We start from the raw sequence: 15,922 nt of genomic DNA, 5'->3' as shown, positions 1-15,922 counted from the left end.
AAAAGGATTATTTGCTCTTTCAAATTACCACAGCCGGAGTTGCCCCTGCCGCCGCCGGAGTGCGTTTAACCTCACACGGCCATAGGCTCGATGCCATGACGACGAACGAGCCGCAGCCGGGGCTGGGCCAACGGACCAACCCGACGTGGTTGGGGCAGATCCGGCCGGAGGATTACCGGCAAGCCCCGGCCAACGTCGGCGGCCGGTTCCAGCCGGCGCTCCCGCCCGGCCCTGCGCCGGTCCGGGACCGCCGGAGTACCGCCGGCGCGCTGGGGCTCGTGCTGGCCGGCGGACTCCTCGCCTTCGCCAGCCTCTTCCTGGTGCTGCCCTTCCTTCTGGCCAGCACCGGAGTCTCCGGGTTCGTGGTCGGTTTCATGGCCTCGCTGGTTCCGCTGGGGACCGTGCTGCTGACAGTGCGCTTCATCGACCGTTGGGAGCCGGAGCCGAAACCGCTGCTGCTTTTCGCCTTTGCCTGGGGAGCGCTTGTCTCCATAGCTGTGACGATGCTGATCCAACCCTATTTTTCTTTGGTGGCCGGGCCCGCCTCAGGGCTGGACTATACGACGTTCGCCGTGACCGTCCAGGCCCCGGTCGTCGAGGAATTCGCGAAGTCCCTCGGGCTGCTGCTGCTCCTGCTGTTCGCCCGGAAGGACATCGACGGGCCGGTCGACGGCGTGGTGTTCGCCTTCACCATTGCGGCAGGCTTCGCGTTCACGGAGAACATCCTCTACTTCGGCCGCGCCATCGCCGAATCCAGCGATCCCGGCACGGACCTGGCGGTGGTCTTCTTCCTCCGCGGGGTGATGTCGCCGTTCGCCCACGCCGTCTTCACGGGTACCACCGGGATCATCATGGGATTCGCCGCGCGGCGCGGGAACAACGGGCTCGCCGCCCTGGCGTTTATCGCCGGCCTTGTCCCTGCGATGCTGCTGCACAGCGGCTGGAACAGCATGGGCCAGGATTTCCTGGCCCAGTACGTGTTCGTGCAGGTGCCGATCTTCCTCCTGGCGGCACTGGTCATCGTGCTGCTGCGGGTGGCGGAGCGCAGGCTCACCCGGCAGCGGCTCAGGGAATACGCGGCAGCGGGCTGGTTCACCGCGGCCGAGGTGGACATGCTGGCCACCGGCAGCGGCCGCCGTGCCGCACTGCGCTGGGCCAAGTCCGTGGGCCGGGGCGCACAGATGAAGGCGCTGTTCGATGCCGCCACCCGGCTGGCTTTCACCCGGCAGCGGATCCTCAGCGGCCGGGACGTGCCGGCCCGCCAGCGCGACGAGCAGCACCAGCTGGCCGAAATCGCCGCCCTCCGGGCCGCCGTCGTCGGCTAAGTCTTTCCGGAGAACGAAAGAACCCCGTCCAGGCGGTCCTGGACGGGGTTCTTCGCTGCGACGGGAGCTTAGGCCAGCAGGGAAGGCTTCAGCTGCTGGAGCCGGCCGAGCAGGCCGTTGATGAACGACGGCGATTCGTCGGTCGAGAGCGTCTTGGCCAGGGCCACGGCCTCGCTGACGGCTACGCCGTCCGGGACGTCGTCGTTGTAGAGCAGTTCCCACGTGCCAATCCGCAGGATGATGCGGTCCACCGAGGGCATCCGCTCCAGGGTCCAGCCCTGCGAGTAGGTTTCCAGGAACTCGTCGATGGCGGCCTGGTGCGAGACCACGCCTTCGACGATTTCGAGGGTGTACGGGTTGACGATCTGGTCTGTCTGCTCGCGGCGCGACTTCAGTACGTCGAACGCAGAGGCGGAGCGCTGCTCGGCCTCAAAGAGGACATCGAGGGCCCGGTTCCGGGCCTTACCGCGGGCACTCACTAGTCGTTGACCCGGCCGAGGTAGCTGCCGTCACGGGTATCGACCTTGACCTTGGTGTTGTTCTCGACGAACAGCGGCACCTGGATCTCGTAGCCGGTTTCGAGCGTGGCGGGCTTGGTGCCGGCCGAGGAGCGGTCGCCCTGCAGGCCCGGCTCCGTGTAGGTGATCTCGAGAACGACGCTCGGGGGCAGCTCGATGTAGAGCGGGTTGCCCTCGTGGATGGCGATGTTGACCATCTGGTTTTCGAGCATGAAGTTGGTGGCGTCGCCGACGGTGGCGGCCGGGACGGTGAGCTGGTCGAAGTCAGAAGTGTCCATGAAGACGAAGTCGGCGCCGTCCTGGTACAGGTACTGGTAATCGCGGCGGTCAACCGTGGCGGTCTCGATCTTGAGCCCGGCGTTGAAGGTCTTGTCGACGACCTTGCCGGACATCACGTTGCGCATCTTGGTGCGTACGAACGCGCCACCCTTGCCGGGCTTGACGTGCTGGAACTCGATGATGTTCCAAAGCTGGCCCTCAAGCTTAAGGACGGTTCCGTTCTTGATGTCGTTAGTGGTTGCCACTGTATCCTCTTAGTTTCTATCTGGTTCTTGTCGGCCGGTGCGATCGGCCGGACGTCGTATGCCGGGCCGGCATGCCAAGCGGCCGCCAGCGCGTGTTTGTCAAAAATCCAAGTTCTATTCTACCGGTTCCCGTGGACAGCTGCCCGACGGAGGCTCAGGACTGCTGTTCCAGCACTTCCCGGGCACGCTGCAGCGCGACCGTGGAGGCGTAGATGAGGGCCGCGTCGGCCGAGCCGGCCACCCGCAAATCGAGGGCCTTGGCGAAGGATTCGACGGCGGCGCCGACGTTGCCGCCGGCGAAGTAGGCCCGGCCCAGGTGCTGGCGGACGGCCGCCTCTTCCAGGGTGCCCTTGGTCTCGGCGAGGAGCTGGCGGAACACCTCCACGGCCCGGTCGAACCGGTTCGAAACGCGGAGCACATCCGCCTCGAAGATCCGCAGCCGGAGCGAGGCCGGGTCCTTGTACCGGGCCTCGGCGAGGAGTTCGGCGGCCTCGGCGGCATGCCCTTCAACGATCCGGACGAAGACCAGGTCCCCGGGGTCGGTCGAGTCCGCCAACGCCTCGGCCATGGCGTCTTCGTTGACGATCTGGGGCATCAGGCTTTGCGGATTGATCCGGATGCCGGGAAACCCGGCATCCGGCCACTCGCTCGTGCCGCCCTTGACCATCATCATCAGGAGGCAATCTCCTGGTAGGCGGCGAACAGCAGCGACGTGTCCGGGACGTCGAGGATGCCGGGCCGGCCGATGCCGTCAAGGACCACGAACCGCAGCAGGTCGCCGCGGGATTTCTTGTCCCGCCGCATGCCGTCGAGGAGGGCCTGCCAGCGGTCGCGGCGGTAGGTGATGGGAAGCCCGAGGCTTTCCAGGATACTGCGGTGCCTGTCGGCGTCGGCGTCGCTGAGCCGTCCGACGCTGCGGGCGAGTTCGGCGGCGAACATCATGCCCACGGAGACGGCGGCGCCGTGGCGCCAGGAGTAGCGTTCGGCGAGTTCGATCGCGTGGCCCAGGGTGTGGCCGTAGTTCAGGATCTCGCGCTGGCCGGTTTCCTTCAGATCGGCGGAGACCACCCGGGCCTTGACGGTGATGGCGCGTTCGATCAGTTCCCGCAGGATGTCCGAGCGCGGATCGGAGACCGCGGACGGGTCCTTTTCGATCAGTTCAAGGATGGCGGGATCGGCGATGAATCCGCACTTGATGACCTCGGCCATGCCGGAGATGATCTCGTTCTTCGGCAGGGTCTCGAGCGTGTCGAGGTCCGCGAGGACACCGGCGGGCGGGTGGAACGCGCCCACCAGGTTCTTGCCCTCGGCGGTGTTGATGCCGGTCTTGCCGCCGACGGAGGCGTCCACCATGCCCAGCAGGCTCGTGGGCATGTGTATGACCTTGACGCCGCGGAGCCAGGTTGCGGCGACGAAGCCGGCGAGGTCGGTCACGGCGCCGCCGCCGACCGCGACGACGGCGTCGGACCGGGTGAAGTCGTTCTGCCCCAGCACCTGCCAGCAGAAGGACGCCACTTCGATGTGCTTGCCTTCTTCGGCGTCCGGGATCTCGGCGGTCAGCGCGGTGAAACCTGCGGCGGCCAGCTCTTCCCGGACGGTGTCGCCGGTGAGCCGGAGCGCGCGGGGGTGGATGACGAGGACGCGCTTGACGCGCTCGCCCAGGAGCCCCGGAAGGCTTGCCAGGAGGCCGCGGCCCACCACGACGTCGTAGTTCTCACCGGGCGTCTGTCCGGTGACTTTGATGACGGTTGATTCGGTACTCACTATTCAACTTCCTTTGTCGCCGCCGGGGCGGGCACGGCAGCGGTCTTAGCCGCGGCATACTCCCCCAGCGCATCTTCCAGCCGGTGAGCCAGTTCCGGAACGCTGCCGCTCCGGACATCCAGGACCAGGTCGGCGAGCCGTTCGTAGACCGGCTGCCGGGTGGCGAAGAGGGTCCGCCACCGGCCCATGGCGTCGCCTGCCAGCAGCGGCCTGCCCGAATTCCTGGCGATGCGTTCCGCCACGGTCTCGGCGTCGCATTCGAGGTAGACCACGGTACAGCGGCCCAGGAGCTGCTGCGTGCCGGAGTCAAGGACTGCACCGCCGCCAAGCGAAATCACGGCGTTGCTGCCCTGTGCCTCTTCGATAGCATGGGCCACGGCCCGGGCCTCCAGCTCACGGAAGGCATGCTCCCCCCGGCTGGCGAAGATCTCGGCGATCGTCCCGTGCTGGGCCACCACCACGGCGTCGGTGTCCACGAAGGCGGATCCCAGGTGCTGCGCGAGCTGCTGTCCGATCGCCGATTTGCCCACGGCCATCGGACCGATCAGGACGACCGGTCCGAGGTGTTTTGCCGCGGGCTTCGCCGCGGCGGAGCGCCCGTCGGTGTTCCAGGCCGGCACTAGTGGCCGATCGAGTCCAGGGACGCCGGAATGTTGTCCAGGTAACCCTTGATGTTGCGGGCGGTCTCCTGAACGGAGTCGCCGCCGAATTTTTCTGCGACCGCTTCGGCGAGCACGAGGGCCACCATGGCCTCGGCCACCACGCCGGCGGCCGGAACGGCACAGACGTCGGAGCGCTGGTGGTGGGCCTTGGCGGCTTCTCCCGTGCTGACGTCCACGGTCTTGAGCGCGCGGGGCACGGTGGCGATCGGCTTCATGGCGGCGCGGACGCGCAGGACGTCGCCGATGCTCATGCCGCCCTCGATCCCGCCGGCGCGGTTGGACGTGCGGATGATCTTGCCGTTCGCGTCCTTGACGATCTCGTCGTGGGCGGCCGAACCGCGGCGGGCCGCCGTGAGGAAGCCGTCGCCGACCTCGACGCCCTTGATGGCCTGGATTCCCATGAGGGCCGCGGCCAGGCGCGAGTCGAGGCGCCGGTCCCAGTGGACGTAGCTGCCGAGTCCGGGCGGCAGGCCGTAGGCGAGCACCTCGACGACACCGCCCAAGGTTTCGCCTTCCTTGTGCGCGACGTCGACTTCGGCCACCATGGCGTCGGAGGTCTCGCGGTCGAAGCAGCGCAGAGGATCGGCGTCAAGGGCCAGCACGTTGGCCGGGACCGGCAGGGGCCGGCCTTCCGGCACCGCAACGCTGGCGATCGACACAGTGTGGGAGACGAGTTCGATCCCGAGCTGCTTAAGGAAGGCGGAGGCGACCGTGCCGAGCGCGACCCTCGTGGCGGTCTCGCGGGCGCTGGCACGCTCCAGGACCGGGCGGGCCTCGTCGAAGCCGTATTTCTGCATGCCGGTGAAGTCGGCGTGGCCGGGCCGGGGCCGGGTGAGCGGGGCGTTCCGGGCCTGGTCGGCCAGGACTTCCGGGGCCACGGGATCGGAGGACATGATCTGTTCCCACTTGGGCCACTCGGTGTTGCCGACCTGGATGGCGACGGGACCGCCCTGGGTCAGGCCGTGCCGGACGCCGCCGAGGATAGTGACGACGTCCTGTTCGAATTTCATCCGGGCGCCGCGGCCGTAGCCGAGCCGGCGGCGGGCCAGCGCCTCGCTGATCTGGGCGCTGGTGAGTTCCACACCGGCGGGCACGCCTTCAATTATTCCGACCAGTGCCGGGCCATGGGATTCTCCGGCAGTCAACCAACGCAACATAAATTCCATCCTGCCATGTCGGGAGCTTAGAACACCCGTCGGGGCGCCCCGACTGCGTCACACATCACATCTATGACTCCGGCCGGCATGGCCTCGCCCAGCCCGGTGAAGAGCCGCACCTGCTCCACTGCCTGGTAGATGAGCATTTCAAGGCCGGGGACCACGGCCCCGCCCGTGTCCTGCCAGACGGCGGCAATCCTGCTGGGCCAGGGATCGTAGGCGACGTCCAGGAGCACGCCGCGGCGTCCCGCCTCGGCGTGCCGGGGCGGCTCGGCCGCCAGTTCGCCGGCCAGCGCGTCCGCCGCGCGGGGCGGCAGCGTGGAGATGACGACGTCGGCCGCGGCCACCGCGGCGGCCGCGCCGGCGAGCGGAAGCACCCGGACGGGGAGTTTCACTGCCGCGGAGGCGGCCCGGGCCTCGGCGGCGCGGCTGACGTCCCGCACGAAGACATCGGCCGATGCAGCCCCGAGTTCTTTGAGCGCGGCAATGGCCGCCGCCGAGGTGCCGCCGCCGCCGAGCACGGCAGCGGTGGGCGCCGTGGCCGCACCCGCGTGCCGGAGCGCGTTGACGATGCCGGCAACGTCGGTGTTGTACGCGACCAGCCGGGTATGGTCAGCACTACCGCCGCCGGATTCGAAGGCGACGGTGTTGACGACGCCGAGGGCGCGTGCCACGCCCCGGACCTCGTCCACTTGGGCCACCATCGCGGTCTTCAGCGGCATGGTGACCGAGAGCCCCCGCCAGCCGCCGTCCGCTCGCGCTTCATCCCTGACCTGCCGCATGAATTCCGGCAGCGCGGCCTCCGTCACGTCGATGGCGGAGTACGCGAAGTCCACGCCCAGGTGGGCGTAGGCAGCCCGGTGCAGCGCAGGCGACTTCGAATGGCTGATGGGATGCCCGAGCACGGCCGCCCGCAGCATCATACGCAGCGTCCCGGGTTGGCCGAGCACCACGCGTTGTACTGCTCCACGTAGCCGAGGTGCTCGGCCAGTGTCTTGGAGAACTTGGTCTCCTTGGTGTCCAGGTTGATGGTGACCCAGTAGAGGTAGTCATTGGTCTTGGGCTTGGCGGCGGCGTCGATCGCCGTCTTGCCGGGAGAGCCGATGGGCCCGGCGGGCAGGCCCGGGTTGGCATAGGTGTTGTACGGGTTCGACTTGTCCGCCTTCTGGGCTTCATCGATGTGGAAGCTCCGGATGCCCAGACCGTACGTGACCGTGGCATCGGACTGGATGAGTCCGTTGGTCTCGGTGTTGTTGGGCTTGAGGCGGTTATAGATGGCACCGGCGACGTCGCCGTATTCGGCCTGGCCGCCTTCAGCCTGGACGATGCTGGCGACCGTCACGACGTCGTACTGTTTGGCGGGATCGGTGATGCCCTGGGCCTTGAGCTCATCCAGGGTGGTGCCGACGAGCTTCTGCAGGATGTCCTTGGCGGAGGTCCCCAGGGGGAAGCGGTACTCCCCCGGGGCCAGGAAGCCCTCAAGGTTCTTGGCCTTGGCCGGGACGCCGAACTGCGCGGGCGCGTCGCTGAGCGCCTTCAGGTCGGGGACCGAAATCCCGGTGCCCTCAGATATGGCCTGGAGGGATTCGCTGATCCGCAAGCCGGCATTGAGTGCAAAGTACATCACCTTGCCCTGGCCCTTGTTGAGCAGGATGGCCACGGCATCGGAGTTCTTCATTTCCTGGCGCATCGTGAAGGTGCCCGGGCTCAGGGACCCGCCGGCGGCGTTGAACTCCTTGAGGAACGTGTCAGCGTTGGCCACGACCTTCTTCGATTGCAGATCGGTGGCCACGGACTTTGGCCCGGCGCCGGGTTCGACAGTGACGGTGACGTCGCCGGTTCCCGGTCCGGGGTAGTCTGCCGCGGTGTCGGCGCCCAGCAGCGGTTTGAGGAACTGGGCGCCGACGGCGATGGCAATAACGAACACGGTCAGCGTCAGCACCAGGGCCAGGAAGCGGCGCCGGCGGCGGATCTTTTTGGACGGAACCTTGTCATAGCGGATGGCTCCGGCCATCAGGTCGTGGCCGGCGTCGCTGTGGTCTCCGGCTTCCGGGTGCGCCTGGGCGTGGGCGTCGTCGTAAACATGGTGGGCCTCATCGTGGGGGTGCAGCGCGTAGCCGTCATGAGGGCCGGCATACTGGGCAGCCGCATCGTGGTGGCCAGCGTAGCCGTGCTGGCCTGCCGCCGCATAGACGGCGTCATCGTGGGCGGGCTCGTCATGGCCCACGTCCTCGCGGGCGGGCAGATCGCGGATGGGGATGATCTGCGTGAAGTCTTCGCGGGCGGGCTCTTCGCGGCTGAGGTGCTCGCGGGCCGGCACATCGTCGGCAGCGATGTCAGGCACGGTTTCCTCGTGCACTGTCGGGGCGGATTCGGGGAGTTCCGGGGCCGTTTCGGGAAGTTCGGGGCCGGCCTGCGGCGGGACGCTCGCCGGCGTCGGGGCTTCTGGGTCTTGGGGCCGGATCCGGGCCGGCGGCGCGGGATCCGGCGTCGGGTCGTCCTGTCCCGTCTCAAAAGCCTGAGGCGGGATCACGCTGTGTCCCTGCGTCGCCAGGAGCTTTTCCCGGGCCCTGATCTCTTTGCGCGTCAGCGGTCGGCCGGCACCACTCAGGGCGTCACCGGAGGAGTCATCACTGTTGACCGGGCTCACTGTAGCCTTCCATGTTCTGAAGAGTGCGTCTGTACTGCCGGGCCGGTCTGTGCGCCGCCTCCGGTCGGCCCCGGCGCAGACTCCGCGTACACGCGGTTTCCGACCTCCGTTCCCCTGGCCTTTTGCATATCAATCGCATGTTGCAGAATACCTGCCGCCGCAACCTGATCAACTACTGTACGGTGATCGCGGCTGCTCATGCCAGCTTCGTGCAGGGCACGGTGGGCGGACACGGTGCTGAGCCGCTCGTCGATCAGGCGCACCGGAATAGCGGATCCGGCGTCCTGCAGGGCACCGGCCAGCAACCGCGCATACTCTGTGGCCATGCGGGCAGAGGCGTGCTCTTCGCCCTTCATGGTCCGCGGCAGTCCTACGAAAATCTCCACCGCGTCCAGCTCCTCTGCCAGGCCGGCCAGGATGCGCACGTCAGTGTTCTTTTTCACGTTCCGCTGCAGCGTGCGCAGCGGAGTCGCCAGGATTCCGTCGCGGTCGCAGACCGCGACGCCCACGCGGACGGTGCCGACGTCGACCCCGAGCTTTACGCCCCGGGGATAGACGCCGGCTACAGCACCTTCAGTCATGTAGGGATCCGCTTATCGCCGGGTAATGGCATCCACGACGGCGCTGAGGGCAGCACCGACCTTGGCGGCGTCCGTGCCGCCGCCCTGGGCGACGTCGTCCTTGCCGCCACCGCCGCCGCCAAGGACTCCGGCGGCCAGGCGCACGAGGGCACCGGCCTTCACTCCGGCGGTCCGGGCCGCTTCGTTGGTGGCGATGAGGATCACCGGGCGGTCGTTGCTGACGCCGGCGACGGCGACGGCCGCGGCCTCGGAGCCGAGGCGGGTCCGCAGGTCCAGGGCCAGGCCGCGCAGGTCATCCGCGCCGCTGACCTGGCCGGCGTCGTGCGCAATGACCTTGATGCCGGCGGCGTCTTTGGCAGTGCCCACCAGCTGGGCCGCGGCAGCCGTGAGCTGCTCCTTGCGGAGGCGCTCGAGTTCCTTTTCGGCGGTCTTGAGCTTGGTCAGGGTGGTGGCGATCCGGTCCGCGAGGAGCCCGGAGGGGACCTTCAGCATTTCCGTGAGCTCGGTGACAAGGGCGCGCTCGGCGGCGAGGTGCCGGAAGGCGTCCATGCCCACGAAGGCTTCCACACGGCGGTTTCCCGAGCCGACGGACTGTTCGCCGAGCAGGGACAGGCTGCCGATCAGCGAGGTGTTCTCAACGTGGGTTCCGCCGCAGAGCTCGCGGGACCAGGCGCCGTCGATCTCCACGACCCGGACCTCGTTGCCGTAGTTCTCGCCGAACAGCGCCATGGCGCCGAGGGCCTTGGCCTCGGCGAGCCCCATGACTTTGGTTTCCACCCGGAAGTTGTTGCGGATGGCGATGTTGGAGACTTCTTCGATCTCGGACCGGGTGGCGGCGCTGAGGCCCTCGCCCCAGGCGAAGTCGAAGCGCAGGTAGCCGGCCTTGTTGAAGGAGCCGCGCTGCAGGGCCTCCGGGCCGAGGATCTGGTGCAGGGCCGCGTGGACAATGTGCGTGCCCGTGTGGGCCTGTTCGGCGGCGTGGCGGCGTTCCCGGTCGACGGCGGCCTGGACGAGGGCGTCCGAGCCGATTTCGCCTTCGCGGACAATGGCCTTGTGCACGCTCAGGCCCTTGATGGGGCGCTGGACGTCCAGGACCTCGACGACGAAGCCGTCGCCGGTGATGAGCCCGGTGTCGGCGGCCTGGCCGCCGGCCTCGGCGTAGAACGGCGTCTCGGCCAGGACCAGTTCGATTTCATCGCCCGTGGAGGCCTGCGAGACCTTCTGGCCGCCGGCCAGGATGCCGCGGACCTTGGATTCGCCCTGGAGTTCGGTGTAGCCGGTGAAGACGGTCTCGCCCTGGGCGAGGAGCTCCTGGAACGCGCTGAGGTCGGCGTGGGCGCCCTTCTTGCCTTTCGCGTCGGCCTGGGCGCGCTGGCGCTGTTCGAGCATGAGTTTGCGGAACTCGGGCTCGTCGACCTTGAGCCCGGCTTCCTCGGCCATCTCGAGGGTGAGGTCGATCGGGAACCCGTAGGTGTCGTGCAGGGCGAAGGCGTCGGCGCCGGAGAGCGGCCGGCCGGCGGACTTGGACTCCTTGACGGCGTCCTCGAGCCGCGCCGTGCCGGAGGCGATGGTGCGCAGGAACGCCTTCTCTTCGGCGTAGGCGATCCTGCTGATGCGATCGAAGTCGGTCTCCACGATCGGGTAGACGCCCTTCATGGCATCCCGGGAGGCCGGGAGCAGTTCCGGCAGGCATGCCTTTTCGACGCCGAGCAGGCGCATGGAACGCACGGCGCGGCGGATCAGGCGGCGCAGGACGTAGCCGCGGCCCTCGTTGGAGGGGGTGACGCCGTCGGCGATCAGCATGAGGGCCGAGCGGATGTGGTCGGCGACGACGCGCATGCGCACGTCATCGGTGTGGTGCGGGTCCTCCGGCGTCTCGGCTGAGGTGTATTCCTTGCCGGAGAGCGCTGCAGCCTTGTCGATCACGGGACGGACCTGGTCGGTCTCGTACATGTTCTCGACGCCCTGCAGGATCATCGCGAGGCGCTCCATGCCGAGGCCGGTGTCGATGTTCTTCTTGGGCAGCTCGCCGGTGATGTCGAAGTCCACCTTCGAGCGGACGTTGTCGATCTGGTACTGCATGAAGACGAGGTTCCAGATCTCGATGTACCGCGTCTCGTCAGCGATCGGGCCGCCGTCGACGCCGTACGCGGGGCCCCGGTCGTAGTAGATCTCCGAGCAGGGACCGGCCGGGCCGGGCTGGCCGGTGGACCAGTAGTTGTCGGCCTTGCCCATCCGCTGGATGCGTTCGGCGGGCACGCCGGTGTTCTTCAGCCACAGCTCCTTGGCCTCGTCGTCTTCTTCGTAGACGGTGACCCAGAGCCGCTCCGGCGGCAGGCCGTAGCCGCCGTCGGCCACGCTGGTGGTGAGCAGTTCCCACGCGAACTTGATCGCGTCTTCCTTGAAGTAGTCGCCGAAGGAGAAGTTGCCGCACATCTGGAAGAACGTGCCGTGGCGGGCGGTCTTGCCGACTTCCTCGATGTCGCCGGTACGGATGCACTTCTGCACGCTGGTGGCCCGCTGGTAGGGTGCCTCTTCACGGGCGGTCAGGTACGGGATGAACGGCACCATGCCCGCCACCGTGAACAGCAGGGAGGGGTCGCTGGAGACCAGGGAGGCGGAGGGCACGGCGGTGTGTCCCTTGCTGACAAAAAAGTCGATCCAGCGCTTGGTGATCTCCTGCGACTTCATGAGCTGATTTCTTACCCTTCAATATTCACTGCGGTGTGTGGCCCGCGGCTGTGCTGCGCGGGACAAGTTGGGGTCCGGCCCCGGTCCGGGCCCTGATCTTCCAAGACCCTTTCGAGGAGGTGCCGAGGTGCCGGCGTGCCCGTGACGGGCACCGTACTTCCTAATTCTCTCCCGACTAGCGCCGGACTGCATCCCGGCGGGCAACGATGCCATCGGTGCCCGTGGCCAGGGCCGTGTCCACGCCGAGCGCGGCGCGGAGTTCGGCTTCCCGCTCGCCCATGCCTTCCCGGACGGCGTCGGCGAAGTCGTACAGGCCGTCGGCCAGACGCCCGACGGCCCGGTTGAGTCCCTCGGGCCCGACGGCGGACCGGGCTTCGGTGATCTTTCGGAAGGCGATGACGCCGATCGCGACGCCGATTCCCATCCAGATGATTCTGTTCATGTCAGGTTCTCCAGGTGGGCTTAGCGGCTACGGCGGCCGGTGGCGGGCTTTTTGCGGGCGGTGAACGCGGAGCGGACGCCGTAGCTGAAGGACGCCACCTTGATCAGCGGCGAGCCGACGGTGGCGGCCATGAGCGAGGACAGCGCCGAAATGTTGGCGGAAGCGTCGGAGACGTTCGAGGCGATGCCGTCCACCTTCTTCAACTGCTCGTTGGTGGTGGACACCGTGGCGGTGACTTCGTCCATGAGCGGGGTGGCTCCGTCGCTGATCGAGCGGATGGAGGTCCGGACTTCGTCAAACACTCCCCCGAGTTTCAGGATCGGCACGGCGAGCAGCAGGACCAGCAGTAAAAACACTCCAGCCGCGATCAGGCCGGCAATATCGCCACCAGACATAGACAATCATCTCCTTGAACTGCAGTGGATACCTGCTCGTTGCGTCGGGCCCCGACGGTTTCAGCCGGCGGTTTGAACCGGCAAGCAGGGCTGGCTCCCGGGGAACTCCCCCAAGTACCTTACATACAAAGAAGCCCGCGGCGCTTGCCACGGGCTTCTTTGGAGGTGTTGCGTTTATTTAGCGTGCGTAGAATTCCACGACGAGCTGCTCTTCGCAGGTCACGGGGATCTCGGAACGCTTGGGGCGGCGCACCAGGCGGGCCTGCAGGGCGTCAAGCTTGACGTCCAGGTAGGCCGGAACCATCGGCAGAACGTCGCGGTGAGCGCCGGCTGCTGCAACCTGGAACGGAGGCATGGTCTCGCTGCGGCTGTGGACGTGGACCAGCTGGCCCTCGCCGACGCGGAAAGACGGGCGGTCAACGCGGATGCCGTCAACCAGGATGTGGCGGTGCACAACCAGCTGGCGGGCCTGGGCGATGGTGCGGGCGAAGCCGGCACGCAGCACGAGGGCGTCGAGACGCATTTCGAGCAGTTCGATCAGGTTTTCACCGGTCAGGCCCTTGGTGCGGCGTGCTTCTTCGAAGGCACGCGTCATCTGGGCTTCGCGGATGCCGTACTGGGCGCGCAGACGCTGCTTTTCGCGCAGACGTACGGCGTAGTCGGAGTCCTGCTTCTTGCGGGCACGGCCATGCTCACCGGGGCCGTACGGGCGGCGCTCCATGTACTTGGCGGCCTTGGGGGTCAGAGCGATGCCGAGTGCGCGCGAAAGGCGTGCGGTACGGCGAGCACGAGTGTTGTTAGCCACTAGTGTCCTTCCAATATCTGCGGTGTGTCAGTGTTACTGGCCTCCACGATGGAGAGCATCGGCCAACCGCTGCCTTTTGCTACTGGGCACAGGGCAACCCTCACTAAACCGAAGTTTTCAATGGATTGTGCGTCCGTGCCATGCCAGACAACGAACCAGCCTACCATGAAGGGGCCCATAGCCCGAAGCCAGTACCGAAGTCAGACCCTGGCGTGCACGCCCCGGCTGCCCCGCCGCCCGAATGACGCGGCCCCCAGGAATTCCACGGCCACGAACGGATCCGGGCCCACCACCCACTCGTCATGACCCGGCGGGATCGCGTAGGTGTCGTTGGCGTGGATCGTGGAGCGCAGCCCTTCGGCCGTTTCGACCTCCAGCACACCGGAAATGCAAAAGCCCAGATGGTGGTGCTGGCAGGCGTCGGTCTGCTCGTAGGGTTTGGTGCTCTCCGACCACCGCCAGCCCGGGCCGAGGATCAACTTGGCCACCGAGTAGTCGTCCACGGTGCAGAGGTCGAATTCGGCCTTGTCCGGGCACCGCTTCCGGTCGGGCACATCAAAGGATTTGACTGCCATGGCTGTAACGAAATTAATGCTCATGGGACACTACCTGGGGACTGAGCGGGGACGCTCGCATTGGAAGACCTTGGATGGAGCGAAGCCGGCCGTCGTTCGGGGGTCCGGGTAATCGATTGCCGGCGGTGTGAGCCGCGCTGTCCCCTGCGCCGCACGGATGGTCAGCAGGTCAATGCTGGCGTATTTCCACGTTAGACCTCTTGGCCCCTATGTCAACGGCGGATTCCAGCGCTGAAGGGCGGCGCCAGAGCAGCCGCTGGTCAGCGACAGATCACGTGCCGCGGATGATCTTCCGGAGCCGCTCCAGCCGGGTGCCGATGTCCCGTTCAGCCCCGTTGGCGGTGGGTTCATAGTAATTGCGGCCCACGAGATCGTCCGGCGGATACTGCTGGGTGGCCACGCCATGCGGCGCGTCGTGGGAGTATTTGTAGCCCTTGCCGTGGCCCAGCTGCTTTGAGCCCGGGTAGTGGGCGTCGCGCAGGTGGGCGGGGATCCCGTTCCCGAGCCCCGCGCGGACGTCGGCGATTGCCTGGTTGATGCCCATGTACGCGGCGTTGGACTTCGGCGCGGTGGCCAGGTGCACCACGGCTTCGGCCAGGATGATGCGGCCTTCCGGCATGCCGATCAGCTGGACGGCCTGGGCCGCCGCGACGGCGGTCTGGAGCGCCGTCGGGTCTGCCATCCCGACGTCCTCGGCGGCGGAGATCACGATCCGCCGGGCCACGAAGCGCGGGTCCTCCCCCGCCTCGAGCATCCGGGCGAGGTAGTGCAGCGACGCGTCGACGTCCGAACCCCGGATCGACTTGATGAACGCGCTGGCGACGTCGTAGTGCTGGTCGCCGGCGCGGTCGTAGCGAACCGAGGCAACATCCAGCGCCCGTTCCGTGTGCCGCAACTGGATGGTCACGGGCTTCGGCGCAACAGCGCCGGCGGCGTCCGCGGTGTCAATGTCGGTTGCGTCAATGTCGGTTGCGTCAATGTCGGTTGCGTCAACGTCGGTTGCGTCAACGTCGTCCGCGTCCCCGAAGGCGACGCCGGCGGCGGCCTCGAGCGCCGTCAGTGCACGGCGGGCGTCCCCGCCGGAGAGCCGGACAAGGTGTGCCAGCGCGTCGGCGCTGAGCTCGGCTTTGCCATTCAGGCCACGGACATCCGTGACGGCCCGCTGGAGGAGGCCCTCGACGTCGGCGTCGGTCAGCGGCTTGAGCGTCAGCAGCAGCGAGCGGGACAGCAGCGGGGACACCACGGAGAACGAGGGGTTTTCGGTGGTGGCGGCCACAAGCACCACCCAGCGATTCTCGACGCCCGGTAGCAGCGCGTCCTGCTGGGCCTTGTTGAAGCGGTGGATCTCGTCGAGGAACAGGACTGTGGTGGTCTTGAACAGATCGCGCGCGGTCAGGGCCTCGTCCATCACGCGGCGGACGTCCTTGACGCCGGCGGTGATGGCGGAGAGTTCGACGAACTTCCGGCCGGGACCCTTGGCGATCACGTGCGCAAGCGTCGTCTTTCCGGTGCCGGGGGGACCCCAGAGGATCACCGAACTTGGCCCGGCGGGGCCGGTCGCGTCGGAGCCGGCGGCGAGCTGGCGCAGCGGGGAGCCCTGGCCGAGCAGGTGCTGCTGGCCCACCACGTCATCCAGGGTGCGGGGCCGCATCCGGACGGCGAGCGGACTCCGCGGCGAGCCGGCCCCGGCCGTGCGGGCACCGGAGCGGGCGCGGCCGGAATCGTCGGCGCCGCCGTTGTTGCCGCCGTCGTCGTCGCTTCCGTCGGCGTCGTCCCGCCCTGCGCCAAAGAGATCATCCACATAGATAGGCTACTTCTAGTTCAGGTCCGCCC

At 67.6% G+C, this 15,922-nt stretch carries 16 protein-coding genes; 1 reads left to right on the top strand and 15 read right to left on the bottom strand.

The window, feature by feature from the left end:
* Nucleotides 1-95: 95 nt before the first annotated feature.
* On the top strand, nt 96-1,325 hold the full coding sequence (locus ACVWYS_RS08190) for a PrsW family intramembrane metalloprotease (RefSeq protein ID WP_456508972.1): 1,230 nt from the start codon (nt 96-98) through the stop codon (nt 1,323-1,325).
* A gap of 68 nt (nt 1,326-1,393) precedes the next feature.
* Here the strand turns inward: ACVWYS_RS08190 and nusB are convergent, their stop codons facing one another.
* From nusB to ACVWYS_RS08115, 15 genes are all read right to left on the bottom strand, one after another.
* Nucleotides 1,394-1,804, bottom strand: a complete 411-nt coding sequence (gene nusB / locus ACVWYS_RS08185; RefSeq protein ID WP_091251831.1) for a transcription antitermination factor NusB — start codon at nt 1,802-1,804, stop codon at nt 1,394-1,396.
* Nucleotides 1,804-2,367, bottom strand: a complete 564-nt coding sequence (efp, locus tag ACVWYS_RS08180; protein ID WP_056739180.1) for an elongation factor P — start codon at nt 2,365-2,367, stop codon at nt 1,804-1,806. The genes nusB and efp overlap by 1 nt, the downstream gene beginning before the upstream one ends.
* Before the next feature lie 154 nt (nt 2,368-2,521).
* Nucleotides 2,522-3,040: a tetratricopeptide repeat protein gene (locus tag ACVWYS_RS08175; RefSeq protein ID WP_344367459.1), complete on the bottom strand. Its 519-nt coding sequence runs from the start codon at nt 3,038-3,040 to the stop codon at nt 2,522-2,524.
* On the bottom strand, nt 3,040-4,131 hold the full coding sequence (gene aroB, locus ACVWYS_RS08170) for a 3-dehydroquinate synthase (RefSeq protein ID WP_116767613.1): 1,092 nt from the start codon (nt 4,129-4,131) through the stop codon (nt 3,040-3,042). The genes ACVWYS_RS08175 and aroB overlap by 1 nt, the downstream gene beginning before the upstream one ends.
* On the bottom strand, nt 4,131-4,679 hold the full coding sequence (locus tag ACVWYS_RS08165; protein ID WP_425547233.1) for a shikimate kinase: 549 nt from the start codon (nt 4,677-4,679) through the stop codon (nt 4,131-4,133). Before ACVWYS_RS08165 ends, aroB begins: the two co-directional genes overlap by 1 nt.
* A 71-nt stretch (nt 4,680-4,750) precedes the next feature.
* Entirely contained in the window at nt 4,751-5,950 is a 1,200-nt protein-coding gene (aroC, locus tag ACVWYS_RS08160) for a chorismate synthase (protein ID WP_116767611.1), read from the bottom strand.
* Nucleotides 5,951-5,976: 26 nt separating this feature from the next.
* The gene (locus tag ACVWYS_RS08155; RefSeq protein WP_456508971.1) at nt 5,977-6,873 is read right to left on the bottom strand and encodes a shikimate dehydrogenase; all 897 of its coding nucleotides are present in this window, start codon (nt 6,871-6,873) and stop codon (nt 5,977-5,979) included.
* Nucleotides 6,870-8,600, bottom strand: coding sequence for an endolytic transglycosylase MltG (gene mltG, locus ACVWYS_RS08150; RefSeq protein WP_456508970.1), 1,731 nt, complete (start codon nt 8,598-8,600; stop codon nt 6,870-6,872). Before mltG ends, ACVWYS_RS08155 begins: the two co-directional genes overlap by 4 nt.
* Nucleotides 8,597-9,181 carry a Holliday junction resolvase RuvX gene (gene ruvX / locus ACVWYS_RS08145; protein ID WP_116767607.1) on the bottom strand — a complete coding sequence of 195 codons (585 nt, stop codon included), beginning with the start codon at nt 9,179-9,181 and terminating at the stop codon, nt 8,597-8,599. The genes mltG and ruvX overlap by 4 nt, the downstream gene beginning before the upstream one ends.
* A 12-nt stretch (nt 9,182-9,193) precedes the next feature.
* Nucleotides 9,194-11,872, bottom strand: coding sequence for an alanine--tRNA ligase (alaS, locus tag ACVWYS_RS08140; RefSeq protein ID WP_456508969.1), 2,679 nt, complete (start codon nt 11,870-11,872; stop codon nt 9,194-9,196).
* 175 nt (nt 11,873-12,047) lie between these two features.
* Nucleotides 12,048-12,314 (bottom strand): hypothetical protein, encoded by a 267-nt coding sequence (locus ACVWYS_RS08135; RefSeq protein ID WP_237563479.1) that lies wholly within the window; start codon nt 12,312-12,314, stop codon nt 12,048-12,050.
* A gap of 20 nt (nt 12,315-12,334) precedes the next feature.
* The gene (locus ACVWYS_RS08130) at nt 12,335-12,709 is read right to left on the bottom strand and encodes a DUF948 domain-containing protein (protein ID WP_091251846.1); all 375 of its coding nucleotides are present in this window, start codon (nt 12,707-12,709) and stop codon (nt 12,335-12,337) included.
* 178 nt (nt 12,710-12,887) lie between these two features.
* Nucleotides 12,888-13,514 carry a 30S ribosomal protein S4 gene (gene rpsD / locus ACVWYS_RS08125; protein ID WP_091251848.1) on the bottom strand — a complete coding sequence of 209 codons (627 nt, stop codon included), beginning with the start codon at nt 13,512-13,514 and terminating at the stop codon, nt 12,888-12,890.
* Between the two features lie 200 nt (nt 13,515-13,714).
* Nucleotides 13,715-14,113: a cupin gene (locus tag ACVWYS_RS08120; protein ID WP_456508968.1), complete on the bottom strand. Its 399-nt coding sequence runs from the start codon at nt 14,111-14,113 to the stop codon at nt 13,715-13,717.
* A 247-nt stretch (nt 14,114-14,360) separates the two neighbouring features.
* Nucleotides 14,361-15,890, bottom strand: coding sequence for a replication-associated recombination protein A (locus ACVWYS_RS08115; RefSeq protein WP_456508967.1), 1,530 nt, complete (start codon nt 15,888-15,890; stop codon nt 14,361-14,363).
* Nucleotides 15,891-15,922: the final 32 nt, after the last annotated feature.

The organism is Arthrobacter sp. TE12231 (assembly GCF_054062895.1).
The sequence above is the reverse complement of the archived record's forward strand: the minus strand, read 5'-3'. Positions and strand labels throughout refer to the sequence as shown.

Coding starts and splice junctions, on each gene's coding strand:
- ACVWYS_RS08175 (WP_344367459.1), bottom strand. CDS start 3,040: ATGATGATGGTCAAGGGCGGCACGAGCGAGTGGCCGGATGCCGGGTTT.
- ACVWYS_RS08120 (WP_456508968.1), bottom strand. CDS start 14,113: ATGAGCATTAATTTCGTTACAGCCATGGCAGTCAAATCCTTTGATGTG.
- ACVWYS_RS08130 (WP_091251846.1), bottom strand. CDS start 12,709: ATGTCTGGTGGCGATATTGCCGGCCTGATCGCGGCTGGAGTGTTTTTA.
- ACVWYS_RS08155 (WP_456508971.1), bottom strand. CDS start 6,873: ATGATGCTGCGGGCGGCCGTGCTCGGGCATCCCATCAGCCATTCGAAG.
- ACVWYS_RS08190 (WP_456508972.1), top strand. CDS start 96: ATGACGACGAACGAGCCGCAGCCGGGGCTGGGCCAACGGACCAACCCG.
- ACVWYS_RS08135 (WP_237563479.1), bottom strand. CDS start 12,314: ATGAACAGAATCATCTGGATGGGAATCGGCGTCGCGATCGGCGTCATC.
- aroC (WP_116767611.1), bottom strand. CDS start 5,950: ATGTTGCGTTGGTTGACTGCCGGAGAATCCCATGGCCCGGCACTGGTC.
- alaS (WP_456508969.1), bottom strand. CDS start 11,872: ATGAAGTCGCAGGAGATCACCAAGCGCTGGATCGACTTTTTTGTCAGC.
- ruvX (WP_116767607.1), bottom strand. CDS start 9,181: ATGACTGAAGGTGCTGTAGCCGGCGTCTATCCCCGGGGCGTAAAGCTC.